This is a genomic window from Ruegeria sp. AG7 (assembly GCF_056541545.1).
In genome coordinates, this window is the sequence record NZ_JBQFYP010000005.1 from 255763 (window position 1) to 271730 (window position 15968).

General features: G+C 56.9%; 14 protein-coding genes and 1 pseudogene. 3 read left to right on the forward strand and 12 right to left on the reverse strand.

Annotated features, from left to right (window positions below; translation table 11 throughout):
- The 7 genes from ACR0BF_RS09335 to ACR0BF_RS09365 form a co-directional block, all read right to left on the reverse strand.
- Window positions 1-1623 (reverse strand): dihydroxyacetone kinase subunit DhaK, encoded by a 1623-nt coding sequence (locus ACR0BF_RS09335; RefSeq protein ID WP_209504396.1) that lies wholly within the window; start codon window positions 1621-1623, stop codon window positions 1-3.
- Between the two features lie 11 nt (window positions 1624-1634).
- Window positions 1635-2627 (reverse strand): ABC transporter ATP-binding protein, encoded by a 993-nt coding sequence (locus tag ACR0BF_RS09340; protein ID WP_480624751.1) that lies wholly within the window; start codon window positions 2625-2627, stop codon window positions 1635-1637.
- Window positions 2620-3717 carry an ABC transporter ATP-binding protein gene (locus ACR0BF_RS09345; protein WP_209597607.1) on the reverse strand — a complete coding sequence of 366 codons (1098 nt, stop codon included), beginning with the start codon at window positions 3715-3717 and terminating at the stop codon, window positions 2620-2622. The genes ACR0BF_RS09340 and ACR0BF_RS09345 overlap by 8 nt, the downstream gene beginning before the upstream one ends.
- Before the next feature lie 2 nt (window positions 3718-3719).
- Complete coding sequence (locus ACR0BF_RS09350) at window positions 3720-3908, reverse strand: hypothetical protein (protein WP_209504399.1); 189 nt, start codon at window positions 3906-3908, stop codon at window positions 3720-3722.
- Window positions 3905-4843: a carbohydrate ABC transporter permease gene (locus tag ACR0BF_RS09355; protein ID WP_010442361.1), complete on the reverse strand. Its 939-nt coding sequence runs from the start codon at window positions 4841-4843 to the stop codon at window positions 3905-3907. The genes ACR0BF_RS09350 and ACR0BF_RS09355 overlap by 4 nt, the downstream gene beginning before the upstream one ends.
- Window positions 4840-5787, reverse strand: a complete 948-nt coding sequence (locus ACR0BF_RS09360; protein WP_480624752.1) for a carbohydrate ABC transporter permease — start codon at window positions 5785-5787, stop codon at window positions 4840-4842. The genes ACR0BF_RS09355 and ACR0BF_RS09360 overlap by 4 nt, the downstream gene beginning before the upstream one ends.
- Before the next feature lie 79 nt (window positions 5788-5866).
- The gene (locus ACR0BF_RS09365) at window positions 5867-7186 is read right to left on the reverse strand and encodes an ABC transporter substrate-binding protein (protein ID WP_480624753.1); all 1320 of its coding nucleotides are present in this window, start codon (window positions 7184-7186) and stop codon (window positions 5867-5869) included.
- A 219-nt stretch (window positions 7187-7405) separates the two neighbouring features.
- On the opposite strand from ACR0BF_RS09365, the pseudogene ACR0BF_RS09370 reads away from it, so the two are divergent.
- Window positions 7406-8341: pseudogene (locus tag ACR0BF_RS09370) on the forward strand (IS5 family transposase).
- A 129-nt stretch (window positions 8342-8470) separates the two neighbouring features.
- On the opposite strand, the gene urtE reads toward ACR0BF_RS09370, so the two are convergent.
- The 5 genes from urtE to urtA are packed head-to-tail and all read right to left on the reverse strand — an operon-like array spanning window position 8471 to window position 14433.
- Window positions 8471-9166: an urea ABC transporter ATP-binding subunit UrtE gene (gene urtE, locus ACR0BF_RS09375; RefSeq protein ID WP_209504401.1), complete on the reverse strand. Its 696-nt coding sequence runs from the start codon at window positions 9164-9166 to the stop codon at window positions 8471-8473.
- Between the two features lie 3 nt (window positions 9167-9169).
- On the reverse strand, window positions 9170-9910 hold the full coding sequence (urtD, locus tag ACR0BF_RS09380) for an urea ABC transporter ATP-binding protein UrtD (RefSeq protein ID WP_209504402.1): 741 nt from the start codon (window positions 9908-9910) through the stop codon (window positions 9170-9172).
- Window positions 9907-11136 (reverse strand): urea ABC transporter permease subunit UrtC, encoded by a 1230-nt coding sequence (gene urtC, locus ACR0BF_RS09385; protein ID WP_209504403.1) that lies wholly within the window; start codon window positions 11134-11136, stop codon window positions 9907-9909. Before urtC ends, urtD begins: the two co-directional genes overlap by 4 nt.
- Window positions 11137-11139: 3 nt before the next feature.
- Entirely contained in the window at window positions 11140-13092 is a 1953-nt protein-coding gene (gene urtB / locus ACR0BF_RS09390) for an urea ABC transporter permease subunit UrtB (protein WP_480623722.1), read from the reverse strand.
- 60 nt (window positions 13093-13152) lie between these two features.
- Window positions 13153-14433 (reverse strand): urea ABC transporter substrate-binding protein, encoded by a 1281-nt coding sequence (gene urtA, locus ACR0BF_RS09395; RefSeq protein WP_480624754.1) that lies wholly within the window; start codon window positions 14431-14433, stop codon window positions 13153-13155.
- Between the two features lie 293 nt (window positions 14434-14726).
- Between urtA and ACR0BF_RS09400 the strand changes: the two genes are divergently transcribed.
- Entirely contained in the window at window positions 14727-15650 is a 924-nt protein-coding gene (locus ACR0BF_RS09400; RefSeq protein ID WP_480520396.1) for an urease accessory protein UreD, read from the forward strand.
- 1 nt (window position 15651) lies between these two features.
- Window positions 15652-15954: an urease subunit gamma gene (locus tag ACR0BF_RS09405; protein WP_209504406.1), complete on the forward strand. Its 303-nt coding sequence runs from the start codon at window positions 15652-15654 to the stop codon at window positions 15952-15954.
- The last annotated feature ends 14 nt before the right edge of the window (window positions 15955-15968 follow it).

Genomic DNA, 15968 nt, shown 5'->3' on the forward strand with positions numbered 1-15968 from the left:
TCAGCCCTCAATCTCCCGCGCCAAGCCTTCAAACAACAAAGCAACAGCCTCGGCACCGGGATCGTTATGTCCAACTAGGTTTTCTTCGGGAACATAGGCCGCGCGGCCTGCCTTCGCACGACGAATATTCGCGGTGTTGTTCGCGCCTTCGCGGGCAGCCTCGGCCGCATCGGTCAGTCCAGACGGGAGGGCGGCAAGTGCAGGTGCCAGAGCGTCAATCATTGTCCGGTCACCGACCTTGGCACCCCCAACCTGGCTCACGCGATTCAGGCCTTCGACCAGAGACTTCGATACCGAAGCCCCGCTTGCACAGGCATCTCCGGCTGCATTGAAGAAGATTGCGAGTATCACACCGGACGACCCGCCCATTGTCTGGCTTAACTCATTGCCCAACGCCGGAAACAGTTGCGTCAGATCAGCAAGAGGCATGCGGTCAAGGCTACCTTGCAATGCTCTTGCGGCGGTGGCCAGTGTGCTTCCTGTATCGCCATCTCCGGACTTCGCGTCCAGCTCGTTCAGAGACTTCTCTGCGTTGATGAGCAGCTCAGATAAGCGGGTGATCGTTTCCCTCGTGGTGGGATTGTTCGAAGGGATTGGATCGATTGGTGTCAGGCCATCAGGCAACGGGGCTACTTTGATCGGGTCGATGGAATTGACGCCGGGCCATGCGGCCAGATCAACAGGTGCTTCAAGAGCTGACAATTCGTCCTGATCCACAGGCAGAATGGATACCGAAAACCCGTGCATATCCAGCGACGTCATCATCGGTGCCGGGCCAATGATATGGTGGGCAATACCAGTTTCGGACAACGCATGCGTGAGGACAGCCATTTCCAGAGGAGTTGTAGAGCCCAGGTTGTTGACCAACGCTACACAATGCCCGGCACCCACCCTTTGCTTCAGCTTCTCCACCACCGTGGACATGGCCGATACAGCATTTGAAAATTCGACTTGTTGTACACCGGGCTCGCCGTGGATGCCCAAGCCGAGTTCCGCTTTGCCAGGGGCAATCCGGTCTTCTTTTGGAGAGCCCGGAACAGTGCAGGTGTCCAAGCTCATTCCGATGCTGACAACCTTTGCTATGGTACTTCTTGCTGCTTTGGTAACGGTGTCCAGATCGGCACCCCCTTCAGCAAGCGCTCCGGCAATTTTGTGCACCAATAACGTACCTGCCACGCCACGTGGTTGCGGAAGGTCGGGCAAGGCGATGTCATCATCAACTACGACCATCTCTACTTTGCGGCCCAATGCACGGGCGCGTTCAGCCGCCAGTCCAAAATTCAATCGATCACCGGTGTAATTTTTGACGATAAGCAGGCACCCGGCCTCACCCGTGACCGCAAGAATGCCCGCCAGAACTGCCTCGACCGAGGGTGAGGCGAAAACTTCGCCGCAGACCGCGGCTGTCAACATACCGGCGCCAACGAAACCTGCATGGGCGGGCTCGTGACCAGACCCTCCGCCAGAAACCAAGGCGACTTTCGACTTGTCCCAATCCGACCGGTAGACAACCTTGATATGCGGGTATCCGTCCAGCCGTGTAAGCTGCCCGCCTGAGGAAGCCAAAAGGCCATCTATCGCCTCGGTTACCAGGGTTTCTTTTGTGTTGAGGAACTGGGCCATGCTTTTGCTCCTTAATTCACGCGCGCGCCAGACGCGTCAAAATACAACGGGTTATGGGGGCGAATTTTTATAATTTTTCCAGAGGGGTAATCCTGATGAATATCAATCAGGGTGACAACCGGGTGGCCATTCAGGTCCAGGTGCAGCCGTGTTTGGTCGCCCAGATGTTCGGCACGTATGACACGCGCTTCACTGCCCTCGCCTTCAATGATGTTTTCCGGGCGAAGACCAATCTGTGGTCCTTTGTGATCGCCTCCGAACAACTCGGACGGCAGGATGTTGATTCGCGGCAGACCCAACCTGCTGGCAACGTAAACACTGCCCGGGTTTTCGTAGATATCCCGGGGTGTCCCGTATTGAACCAACCGGCCGTTCTCTAAAACGCCGATATGCGTAGCCATTGTCATGGCTTCGACCTGATCGTGGGTCACGTAAAGCAAGGTTGATCCCAGATCGGCCTGAATCCTTTTCAGTTCGACCCGCAAATCCGCCCGAAGCTTGGCGTCCAAAGAGCTGAGCGGCTCGTCCATCAGGAAAATCTGGGGATCGCGCACCAGTGCCCGTCCAATTGAAACGCGCTGCATTTCGCCGCCAGACAGTTCAGTGGCTTTGTTGTCCAGCTTGTGCGGGATCTGCAGGATCTCCGAGACTTCGTTGACCTTCCTGGCGATCTCATCCTCTGGCGTCTTCAGGATCGGTGACCTCAGAGGGAAGGACAGGTTCTCACGCACCGTCATATGGGGGTACAGCGAGTATTGCTGGAAGACCATCGCCACATCACGCTGGGCAGGTGTATCTATCCCAACGTCACGCCCGGCAATGCGCACCGTTCCGGAATCCAGTTTCTCAAGCCCGGATATCAATCTCAGCGTCGTTGTTTTTCCCGCGCCCGTCGGACCCAACAAAACCACAAAGGCACCGTTGGGGATCGTCATTGAGATATCATCCACCGCTTTGATTTCGCCGAATGACTTCGAAATGTTTTCCAGAACGACTTCAGCCATTGCTTAGTACCTCGTCGTTCAGAGCGGACCTCAACGCGCGTCCGGTAGAATTTTCGAAAAGGGTCACTGCGGATGAGCGGAACTTCAAGCCAACCGTCTCGCCGGGGTTAACGGTTTCGCGCGCATCAATGCGGGCTTTCAGCTCTCCGTTCGGGCTTTGCAGCGTCACGATCTGGGTGGTTCCAAGATATTCTGCGGCCAGGACCTTGGCTCGGTAGGCGCTGGCATCCGACAGAAAAACATGCTCAGGGCGAACACCGAAAACCAAGTCACCTTCCGCCCCTTCCAACAGTGTGGGTACGGCTTCGTCGTGACCATTCAGTCGCACCGTTTCCGAGCCAGGCGCGACCTTTCCCTGAAACGGCAGGAAGTTCATCGAAGGAGACCCGATAAAATCTGCAACGAACATCGTAGCTGGTTTGTCGTAGATTTCCTGAGGTGTGCCGAATTGCTCGATCACAGCGTTGTTCATCACCACGATCTTGTCCCCCATTTGCATGGCTTCCAGCTGATCATGTGTGACGTAAACAGTGGTCGCCCCCATGCGATCATGAAGCGCGCGCAGTTCTTCGGCCATGTGCTCACGAAATTCGGCATCCAGGGCACCAAGAGGTTCGTCCATCATGAACGCCTTGGGTTCGCGAACAATCGCGCGTCCAAGCGCCACGCGCTGCCTATCGCCGCCTGACAACCCACCTACCGGGCTATCGAGGATGTCCTTGATCCCCAGAATTCCCGCGACTTCTTCTACTTTGGCTTTGACAGCAGCACGCGGCATGCCCTGCGATATCAGGGGGTAGCTGATATTTTTTCGCACGTTCATGTGCGGATACAGCGCAAACATCTGGAACACGAAGGCAATGTCTCGCTCCGATGGGGGGCGCTGGCTGATCTCCTCGCCGTCCAGGTAGATTTCACCCGACGTCGGAAGTTCCAAGCCTGCGATCATCCGCAGCGTCGTCGTCTTTCCGCAGCCGGATGGCCCTAGCAACATGAAGAACTCACCGTCCTCAATCGTGAACGAGCTTTCGCGGACAGCCGTGAAATCGCCGAACATCTTCTTTACGTTTTTAACTACGATCTGGGCCATTTCTACTCCGGGAAATGGCTGACGATGATGAACATGACGGTTCCGATCAGCGTGACGATGAAAGAATATGTGAAGGCCCAAAGGACAAAGGGCTGCATAAGCATGAAGACACCCAGAGCGATGAGGATGGTCGCGATCATCTCCCATGGGCCCCGGCGAAAACGCATCAATCCGGTAAGAAACTCGCTCATTTGCGCACGGCTCCGAATGTGATCCCACGCAGCAGGTGTTTGCGCATCAGGATGGTGAAAATCATGACAGGGATCAGGAAGATCGTGGCACCTGCCGCCACTGCAGGCCAGTCCAGGCCGCCAATACCGATAATGGTTGGGATGAACGGTGGTGCAGTCTGCGCGTTCGCGGATGTCAGCAGCACGGCAAACGCGTACTCATTCCAGGCGAAGATCAGGCAAAAGATAGCTGTTGAGGCTATGCCGGTCGCGGCTTGCGGCAGCACCACTTTGTAAAACGCCTGAAACCTCGTGTAGCCATCTATGAGCGCGGCTTCTTCGTACTCTCTTGGGATTTCGTCGATGAAGCCTTTTAGCAACCAGACCGCCAAGGAAATATTCACGCCCGTATACAGCAGGATCATCCCCAGATGCGTGTCGCTTAATCCAAGGTTTCTGAACATCAGGAAGATTGGGATGGCGACAGCGACCGGTGGCATCATCCTTGTACTCAGGATAAAGAACAAAAGGTCGTCCTTGAGCGGGACCTTGAACCTGCTGAACGCATAGGCGGCCAGCGTACCAAGGAAGATACTCAAGAACGTCGAGCCAAATCCGATGATAACCGAATTCATAAAGCGCTCGCCAAACTTTGATGGCCCGACAATCACCATGTCGTATTGGCGGACGATCTCATCGGCCCAGTTCTGCGGCGGGTTCGCTTCCAAAAACTCCTGCGTCTGCCGCGTGCGCGTGGTGAAGAGATTTACATACCCTTCAAGCGTTGGGTCAAAGACCACTTTGGGTGGGTAGCTGATCGCATCGGCTGGAGACTTGAAACCTGTCAGTAAAATCCAAACCAGCGGGATCATTGTGATCAGCGCATAAGTGATGACCAGAAAACCGGCGATCCACTTGGAACGGTTCGAAGGTTCGGTTACGGAAAAACTGCTCATCTCTGTTTCACCTTGTTCAAGGCTTTGACGTAGATCGACGCAAGGCCGAACACGGTGACGAAAAGGATGATCGCATAGGCCGAGGCGTAGCCCGTACGCCACTTCTCAAACGCCTCCCGCTTGAGATTGATTGAGGTGAGTTCCGTTACAGAACCGGGCCCTCCGCCGGTTAGCTGAACCACCAGGTCGAACATCTTGAAGTTCTCGATCCCTCGAAACAGCACGGCAAGCATCAGGAACGGCAGGACCATCGGGATGGTGATCGTAAAGAACTGCCGCAGCTTGCTGGCCCTGTCGATCTCAGCCGCCTCGTAGATGTAATCGGGAATGCTGCGCAGCCCGGCCAGACAGATTAGCATCACGAAGGGGGTCCACATCCAGGTGTCGACAATAACGATCGCCCAAGGGGCCAAAGTAACGGATCCCAGCATTTCAAAGCTCGATGGATCTTTGCCTGTGAACCATGACACGATGTAGTTAAACAGCCCGATTTGAGGTTGATACAGGAACTTCCAGAAGTTCCCGACGACTGCAGGAGACAGCATCATCGGCAGCACGATGATCGTGGTCCAAAGATCGTTGCCCTTGAATTTCTTGTTGATCAACCAGGCCAAAGTAAACCCGATCAAGACCTGGAAAAAGATCGTCCAGAACAGGAAGTGCGCCGTCGCCTGCATATTTAGCCAGGTGTCCGAGTCTGTCAGAATACGCTCGTAATTCCTGAGCCCGATATCTTTGACTTCACGCCCGATCCTGTTGGCCTTGTAGTTGGTAAAGCTCAGTTGGATGGTCCAGATCAACGGAAAGATGTTGATCGCCAGCAATAGAAATATCGTTGGGGAGATGAATATCCAGGCGATTGCGCGGTCGGATAAACCTCGGATTTTTCGCGCAACTCGCTCGGGCGTTGCCTGGGCAACACGATCTACGGTCCGGTCAGACATCTCTTTGCCAGTTCTTGTTGGTTTAGGACTCACGGGTGAAGGTGGAGCGGGATTGCGCCCGCTCCTGCCTGTGTCCGGACTACAGCTTTCCTTCGTCTTCGAAGACTTCAGTCCAATCTTCGATCAAAAGATTAAGCGCTTCTTGAGCTGTACCTTGATCAGCAACGACGTAGTCGTGGATGCGTTTCTGCATGGCCAGCAGGAGTTCTGCATAGGCAGGCTCTTGCCAGAAATCCTGAACCCCAGCCATTGCTTCCAGGAAGTCACCGGCAAACGGTTGGCTGTCCACGAAACCAGGATCTTCCAGCACAGAGTTATGCGCCGAGTAGCCGCCTAGCTCCCACCACTTGGCCTGCACTTCAGGCTGTGCGAACCACTTGATGTACTCAAGTGCAGCGTCCTGTTTGTCAGAGTAGCTGACAACAGAGATACCTTGTCCGCCCAGTGTCGAACCTGCCTGATTTTGCGGTGGGTTCACAAAGAAGTCGATCTTGTCACCGCCGGTATTGGGGTCAGCATAGAGACCTGGGAAGAACGCAAACCAGTTCATGGCCATGGCGACCTGACCGGACTTGAAGGCGTCCAAGCTCTCACCCATGTAAGAGTTGGTATATCCCGGAGGCGTCGCCGTTTCGTAGAACTCCTTATAGAATTCCAGCGCCTCTACCGCTTCGGGTGAGTTTACGGCGCCTTCCATGTCATATGAGCCTGGGGTGTTTTCGTATTTAAAGCCCCAAGGATACAGTGCTCCGGTCACACCCATGGTGATCCCTTCCGAGCCGCGTTCGGTAAAGATAGCTGCCCCGTAGACTGTCTTGCCGTCGATCTCACGGCCCTGGAAGAACTGCGCGATCTGCAACAACTCTTTCTGAGACTGAGGTTCACGTAGGTCCTGACCAGTCGCCTCCTTGTATGCAGCTTGGATTTCAGGATTTTCGAACCAGTCCTTGCGATAGAACCAGCCATTCGCATCGCCCATCGCAGGCAGGGCATAGTAATTGGGTGTGCCCTTGGGCCAAGTTGAATAGGCGTAGACAGTGGCCGGCGCGAAATCGTCCATGCTGATGCCTTCAGCATCGAAGAAGTCGTTCAGTTTGACATAGTGGCCATTTTCAGCGCCACCGCCGATCCATTGGCTGTCACCAATAAGCAGATCGCAGAGCTTACCACCGGAATTCAGCTCATTCAGCATCCGGTCCGCAAAATTTGGCCAGGGAACAAATTCGAAGTTCATCGTGTGGCCGGATTCTGCTTCGAATTCTTTTGATAGTTCGACAAGCGCGTTGGCCGGGTCCCATGCAGCCCAACATAGCGTCAGATCTTCAGCATTTGCCTTGGTAGAAAGAGTAGTAGCGGCAAGGACTATTGCGCTGGCCGAGGCCAGTTTTGTGTAAGTCATCCATTCCTCCCTTTTTGCGCCGTCAATCGAGGATGTGCGAATCGCGGCATACTTCCAAGGCTATTTGAGGTACGCACCTCATGTCCAGATTTTTTTGAGGTTCGTACCTCAAACTGTCAGAAGAGGCCGTCAGATATTCTTTTAGCTGTTGATTGGCTTTGTTGCGCAAAGGCTGGGTGAGGGATTCATCTTGTGAATCCAGCGTGGTAGCTGGACTGCATGAGCAGACCTATCCCGCCGAGCTACAAGACCAAGAACTGGCCAGCCTACAATGAAGCCCTCAAGCAACGTGGCTCCCTGGCGATCTGATTTGATCCGGACATGGTTTGGGTACCACCGCCGACCGGTAAGCAAGGCCGGCAGCCGCAGTATAGCGGCGCTGCGATTCAGACATGCCTGACGACGATGAAGGTCCTCTTCGGCATGGCCCTCAGGCAGACCACGGACTTCGTGGAGAGCCTGCTGCGCCTGGTCGGCCTCGACTGGTCGGTGCCGGATTTCAGCACGCTGAGCAGGCGCCAGAAGACCCTGGCGGTTTCCATACCCTATCGCGGCTAGCAAGGTTCCCTGAACCTTCTGATCGACAGCGCCGGCTTCAAGGCGGAGGGCCAAGGCGAATGGCATGCCCGCAAGCATGGCCGCGCGAAACGCCGTCTCTGGCGCAAGATCCACATCGGCGTTGACGAACAGACGCTGGAGATCCGCGCCATCGAAATCACCGGTAACAACATCGGTGATGCGCCCATGCTGCCTGAACTACTCAGCCAGATCCCGGTCGATGTCGAGATCGCCTCGGTCACCGCAGACGGGGCGTATGACACGCGCAAATGCCACGATGCCATCGCAAACCGGGGTGCCCACGCCGTTATCCCGCCGCGCAAGAACGCAAAACCGCGAAAGCCATCGACAGCAGGCGCTATCGCCCGTAACGAGGCGCTGTGCGCCTCGAAATACCTTGGCCGTGCCATCTGGCGAAATTGGAGCGGATACCACCGCCGCAGTCGCGCCGAAACGAAGATGCACTGCGTGAAGCTGTTGGGGCAGAGCCTCATGGCGCGCGACTTCGAGCGTCCAGTCGCCGAACTCCCAATCCGTGCAGCCGTCCTGAACAGCTACACCGCGCTCGGCATACCGGTCACAGAGCCCACAGGATAAGTACGTCCGGGGAAAAGGGAAGTCCGGGCTTCAGGCTCTTCGCGCAACAAAGCCTAGCTGGAGTGCTAAATTGCGCCCCTTAAACCCTGAAGCTTCTCGCCGCTCAATAGGCTGGTTCCTTTATGAATGTCAAACCGTTACGCCTTGCAGAACCTGTTCCCGCGATAGCTCGTCCCGCGTGCCTTGCATCAGGACCGCGCCGCGCCGCAGGACGATGAACTTGTCGGCAAGATCATAGGCGAAATCGAAATACTGCTCGACCAGAATGATGGCCATCTCTCCTTTGGTTCGGAGGTGACGAATTACTTCGCCGATCTGCTGGATGATGTTGGGCTGAATGCCTTCGGTTGGTTCGTCCAGCAGCAAAAGTTGAGGCTTGGCGATCAGCGCCCGGGCGATGGCAAGTTGCTGTTGCTGGCCACCCGACAGATCACCCCCGCGCCGGTTCTGCATTTTCTTCAGCACCGGGAACATATCGAAGATCTCGTCCGGAACGAAATGTTCGCTTGCTGACAGGCAGGCAAAACCGGTTTCCAGATTTTCGCGCACAGTCAGCAACGGGAAAATCTCGCGCCCCTGCGGCACATAGGCCACGCCTTTCCACGCCATGCGATGGGCTGGCAGAGGCGGCAGGGCCTCGTCATTCAGCATCAGATCGCCGCCCGAGCGCGGATGCGTGCCCGAGATCGCCTTGATCAGGCTGGTCTTGCCCACACCATTGGTGCCCATCACGCAAGTCACCTCTCCTCGCGCGGCCTCCAACGAGATACAGTTGAGGATTTGCGAGTGCCCGTAATGCAGGGTCAGATCGGTCAGTTTCAGCATTGTTTAGCGCCCCAGATAAACGTCGATGACATCCTGATTTGATGTGACATGATCCAGCGAACCTTCGGCCAGAACCGAGCCTTCATGCAGAACCGTGACCCGACAATTCAGGCGGCGGACGAACTCCATGTCATGTTCCACAACCACGACGGCGCGGGTCTTGGCGGCCTGTACCAGCAGGTCGGTTGTGTGTTCGCGTTCTTGCGAGGTCATCCCGGCGGCGGGTTCGTCCACTAGCAACAGACGTGGTTCCTGCGCCAGTAGCATCCCGATTTCCAACCATTGCTTTTGTCCGTGGCTTAGTTCGCCGGATTTGCGGAGCAGTTCGCCATACAGGCCAATCTCAGCGGCCAGTTCCTCGACCTTCTCCAGATGATCCGTCGAAGGGCGATAGAACAGCACACCCAGCCAGCCCCGTTTATTCTTCAACGCCATCAGCAGGTTTTCCTGCACGGTCTGGTCCTCGAACACGGTGGGTTTCTGGAACTTACGCCCGATGCCGGCTTGCGCGATCTTGGCCTCGCTCATTCGCAGCAGGGAAACGGATTTCTCACCCCAGGTTACCCGGCCCTCGTCAGGCCGGGTCTTGCCGGTGACAATATCCATGAAGGTCGTTTTACCTGCCCCGTTCGGCCCGATAACCGCGCGAAGCTCGGCCTTGCCAATCTGGAAGGACAGGTTGTTGATGGCGCGGAACCCGTCGAAGGTGACTGAAACGCCGCTGACCTCCAGCAGAGTGCTCATTCCAAGGCCTCCATTTCGCGCAATGCGCTTTCATCGGGTCCAAGCGGGGCACCGTAGCGTTGCGGCGCGCGGTGGTTGGTCCAGAGGTCGAATAGCCCTCCAATACCCTTTGGTGCGAACAGGGTTACCAGCACGAATGAGACGCCCAGCAGCACCTGCCACCAGTCGACCCATTTGATCGTGTAGAACCCAAGTGGGATGTCCGGCGCTTGTCCACCTGTGAACCATGTGCTGAGCAGGCTGACAAACGCCGCGCCGATGACCGCTCCATACAGGCGACCACGCCCGCCGATGGCGACCCAGACGGCAAGATATATCGAGGCAATGGGGGCCATCTCCTCGGGGTTGATGATCCCCGCCTGCGGATAATACAGCGCGCCCGCGATGGCGGCGATGCAGGCGGTCAATGTGAAGACAGCCAGCTTGTAATTCTCGACCGAATAGCCAAGGAACCGCACTCGCGCCTCATTATCGCGGATGCCGCGGATAACCGAGCCGAACTTGCCCGCCACGATCCATGCCGCCAGCATGTAGCCCAGCCCCAGGGCCAGCGCTGAGGCCCAGAGGAACCAGATTGACACCAAGTCCTGCGAGGCCGTGACGCCCGGCAGGTTCTGCAGGCCCGACAGGCCGTTGTTGCCACGCATACCGCTGTCGTTCTGGAACAGGTACAGCGCCAGTGCCAATGTCATGGCTTGGGTCAGGATCGACAGGTAGACACCCGTGACCCGGCTGCGGAACGCCAGCCAACCAAAGATCAGTGCCAGAAGGCCCGGCACCAGCACGACCAGCGCCAGTTGCAGGAACAGGCTGTCCGAAAAGGCCCAGATCAGCGGGAATTCGGACGATCCGACGACGCCGAAGATTTGCGTGCCGATGGCATCCACGACCTCGGCCGATGTTGGCGGAATGTCGGCTTGGGAGAGCGACTCCACCACGATCAGGCGGGTACGTTCATACATCAGCCACATGCCGATCATGTAGCCGCCCAGCCCGAAGAACGCGAAATGGCCGAGGGACAGGATGCCCGTAAATCCCCAGACCAAATCCATGGCCACAGCGATCAGGCAAAGGCACAGGGTCTTGCCCAGCGTTTTGACAAAGCTGGTCGAGATCACGCCAATCCCGAACCCTTCGGACAGGACGGTGACGCCCAACGTGAACAGGGAGAGGATGGCCAGAAAGACCAGTACCGATGGGTTTTTGGCGACAAAGCTGCGTTCCATGGCTCAATCCCCCGCCGCACGACCTTTGAGGGCAATGATGCCCCTTGGCCGGAACTGGATGAAAATGATGATGAAGATGATCATGTATGTTTGCGCGGCGAGGGTGTTCGAGGGGTTCATCCACTCGATCCCCTTTTGCAGGAAGCCGATCATGCCCGCACCTGCCAGCGCGCCCCAGATGTTTCCGACGCCGCCAACAACCACGGTCATGAAGCTTTGCACGATATAGTCGCTGCCCAGATCGGACGTGACCTTTGCGAACAGACCAATCGCAACCCCGGCAATCCCGGCGATGCCCGAGCCCAAGCCGAAGGTCAGCATATTCACCCGCCCCGGATTGATACCCATCGACCCGGCCATGCGTGGGTTCTGTGTCACCGCGCGCATCTCAAGCCCAAGCCGCGTGCGCTTCATAATGTAGAGGAACAGTCCCAAAAAGATCGTCGCCAGCACAAAGATCGCGATGCGGATATAACTGATCGAAACCACATCGTTCAGCACCCACGCCCCATCCAGCCAGCCGGGCGCGGTCAGCGGGCGGGCCTGCGTGCCAAAAATGTTCTTGGCCAGCTGTTGCAGTGCGATTGAGATGCCAAAGGTCGCCAGCAGCGTCTCAAGCGGACGGGCATAGAGCCAGCGGATAACTAGCCGCTCCATCGCGACGCCCATCGCGAAGGTGACGGCAAAGGCCATCGGGATGGCGACGATTATCGACAGCGTGTGGTCGGGGATGAACTGCTGCACCACGTATCCGGTATAGGCGCCCATCATGATGAACTCACCATGAGCCATGTTGATCACACCCATCACGCCGAAGGTGATCGCCAGACCGATGGCTGCCAAGAAATAGATCGACGCCAATGAGATCGCGTCCAGTGTCAGGTCGAGCGTCTGGTTCAGGCCGACCTTCAGCTCGATCTGTTCAAGTGCCTGCACTGCAGCTGCGGTCACTTCGGGCGAGGGTTCCGTGTAGGTATCAATGAACACATGTTCAGCCAGCGCCGTGTTTATGTCGGCCTCGGTTACCAAGGCGGGAACGACCCTTGCCTCTGCCAAGGCTACATATGCCCGAGCGCGCGTTTCATCTGTATTCAGTTGCGCAAGCGGAATGTCACCAACGCGACCCCCGTCAATATTGGCCGCAAGAGCTGTCCGGATATCATCCCGTGACAAGCGTGGGGGCGCCAGATTGCCAGTGACCAGCAAGTCATAGGCCTCATCGCGCGTCAAATCACTCGAACCCGGTTCTAAAACGGCGGCGATATTCACATTAGACGGAAGTTCCGGTGCTGCTTGTCGCGTCGTCGCGATCAGTGGATTTAATGCGCCACGGACGTCCACGCCCAGATCGTCGGACATCTGCTCAATCGCAGCCACGCGCGCCGCGGTATCTTCGTCATATCCAATCGTCAGCAACCGTTCGAGCCGTTGTTTGTGAGCTTTCAGATCAGCATCAGCTTCATCGGCAATCGACGCGCGTAGGGGCTCCAGCAAAGCACGTTCGGGGTCACGTTGGATGGATTGCAAAGCGGCCAGCCGCCGAGCGCGGTCCGGATCTGTTAGCTGGTACTGCACCAGAGCCGTGCCAATCATCGCGCGGATGCCGCTATTGGGCTTCAACTGCTTCAGGTTGGATTTCTCGAAAATACCAACGACCTCGCCAGTATCGAAATCGGTAAGCTCATACGACCGGCCTTCGACCTTTTTGCCTGCAAAGAACAGGCCGTCCGACTTGCGCATCCACACGTCCTTGGCGGCCCATGTCTCAAGCATCACCTGCGCTTGCGGCAACCCGCTGCTGGCAATCGCATCAATCGCGGGCCCGATTGTCTTGCGTGAGCTTTTGGCGATGATCTCCTGATGCTCTTGCAGGATCGGTTGCAGACCGGCCTCTTGCGCGTTGGCGGTCAGGTGGGCGCATAGAATTGCGAGGCCCGCAAGGAAAAGTCGTAACATGTGGTGAAACCCGAGTGTCTTTGGGGGCAAGGCGGGCATCACACCCACCTTGCGTGTCGGTTAGTAGTTCGACAGGGTCTGAACGCAGGTCTCGGTCTCGGTGTTGTACATACCGCAGCCCAGCCCTTTCCAATCCGATACCAGCACCGCCGATTCCGGTAGGAAGTCGGTCCAGGCGTCGCCCGGCACAACGTCGGTTTCGCTGATGATGTCGAACTGGCCGTCTTCCTGAATCTCACCGATCAGAACCGGCTTGGCCAAATGGTGGTTCGGCAGCATGACAGCGGTTCCACCGGTCAGGTTCGGGAATTCCTGCCCGTACATCGCGGCGCGCACGGCATCTACGTCGGTCGAACCGGCCTCGGTTGCGGCGTTAACCCACATGTTGAAACCGATGTAATGTGCCTCCATCGGGTCGTTGGTCACCCGGTCTTCGCCCATGGTAGCTTTCCATGTTTCAACAAATTCAGTGTTGGCGTCGGTATCCGCCGACTGAAAGTAATTCCAAGCAGCCAGATGGCCCACAAGGTTGGTTGTATCCAGGCCCGACAGTTCTTCCTCTCCGACCGAGAACGCAACGACCGGAATGTCATCCGCCGAGACGCCAGCCGCAGCCAGTTCCTTGTAGAAGCCGATGTTGGCGTCGCCATTGATGGTTGAGATCACTCCGACCTTCTTACCATCCGCACCCAGCGCAACCACATCCGCCACGATCTTGGACCAGTCGGAATGGCCAAAGGGCGTGTAGTTGACGAAGATATCACCGTCCGCGATGCCCTTTTGCTTCAGATAGCTTTCGAGGATATTGTTGGTGGTGCGGGGATAGACATAGTCTGTGCCAAGCAGCGCGAATTTCTCAACGCCAAGCTCGTCGAGGAAATAGTCGGTCGCCGGGATCGCTTGTTGGTTCGGCGCGGCACCGGTATAGAAGACGTTTTTCGAGCTTTCTTCACCCTCATACTGCACCGGATAAAACAGAAGGCCGTTCAGTTCCTCAATCACCGGCAGCACCGATTTGCGGCTGACGGACGTCCAATTGCCAAAGATCACATCCACCTCATGCACGGTCAGTAGCTCACGCGCTTTTTCCGCAAACAGCGGCCAGTCGGATGCAGGATCAACCACAACTGCCTCAAGCTGCTTGCCCAGCAGGCCGCCTTTGGCGTTCTGCTGGTCGATCAGCATCAACATCGTGTCTTTCAGCGTGGTTTCCGAAATCGCCATAGTGCCTGACAACGAGTGCAGTACGCCGACTTTGATCGTGTCTTCAGCAGACAGAGCGGCCGTTGCCATGGCGGCAAAGACAACCGATCCGAAGAGCGTGGATTTGAGAGATGTCATGTAATTCTCCTGGCGGGGCGGGCACAGAAGCCTTGCGTTGACACGCTGTCTTCTACTACCTGATCCCCGCAACTGTATGTTGCGTTACGTGTGGCGGTTGTGTCCGAGGTCCAATTCGCGCAGCCGTCACACACCCCCGGCGGTCGTTAGCCCGGCAGGCCCCACATCGATTCTGCATTGCAGCGAAATAGGCAAATCTGGCCCCATAGCATTCTGGCAAAGTGGACTGATATGCCCGATTTTTGATCTACATGCTGCATGCGTGATTAAAAATTGCACTTACGGTACGGGACTTGGTCGAAAATCTGCACCTGTCGATAGAGTTTCGACATCCCAAAGGTGAAAAAGCGCCAAACGTTCATGACGCGAAAGCCGCTGCCATCACTCAATTCACGCCCATATCGTCAGCGTCACATGCGAGACCGCCACGCGCTGAAGGCCGGGTTACGCTGTCGGCCAAACTGTTCCACGGGCGCAGTGTGATTGATCGCTTGCGGCCGGCGGGTTCGTTCAAATGTCTCTTCCCACGCGGACACGGCAGCCAATTGGACGCCGTGCTTTTGAACACGGCTGGTGGTGTTACTGGCGGTGATGATTTCCGGTTTTCAGGCCGCGCAGGCCGGGGCACCGAACTGACAGTGACCACGCAGGCTTGTGAGCGGGCATACAAAGCACAACCCGGTCAGGCCGCACGCATCGTCAACACTTTAACCGCCGGTCCGCAGGCAAGGCTGAACTGGCTTCCGCAAGAGACGATCCTGTACAGTGGCAGCGCATTAAACCGGCGCTTGCGTATTGATTTGGCCGAGGATGCCTCGGCCCTTATGGTTGAACCTTTGATCTTTGGTCGTACCGCGATGGGTGAAACTCTGACGGATATCCGCCTCAGCGATCGGATCGAGATTCGGCGCAACGAAAGGATGGTGTTTCTGGACGCCACCCGGTTCACCGGCGACCTTAGCGCGCATCTGGCCCGTCAGCACATTGCAGATGGCGCGGGCGCGATGGCCTTAGTCGCATTTGCCTCGCCCAGGGCCGAAGGGCATCTGAAGGCAATCCGCCAGATGCTGCCCGATACCGCCGGGGCCAGCCTGTTTCAACCTGACCTGCTGGTCGTCCGACTGCTGGCCAAGAACGGGTATGCCCTGCGCCGAAGTCTGATGCCCGTGCTTCGGCGACTGAACAACGACTCGCTTCCAAGATGCTGGACAATCTGACATGAACCTGACTCCCCGTGAAAAAGACAAACTGCTGGTCGCCATGGCCGCTGAAGTTGCCCGTAAACGACTGGCCCGTGGTGTCAAACTGAACCATCCCGAGGCGATTGCCCTTATCACCAGCGCCGTGGTTGAAGGCGCACGCGACGGGCGGTCGGTCGCCGATATGATGCAAGCCGGGGCCGAGGTGATCACCCGCGCGCAATGCATGGAAGGCGTCCCCGAGATGATTCACGAGGTTCAAGTTGAGGCCACCTTTCCCGACGGCACCAAGCTGGTGACCGTTCACAACCCTATTCGCTAAAAAAAGGAACACTG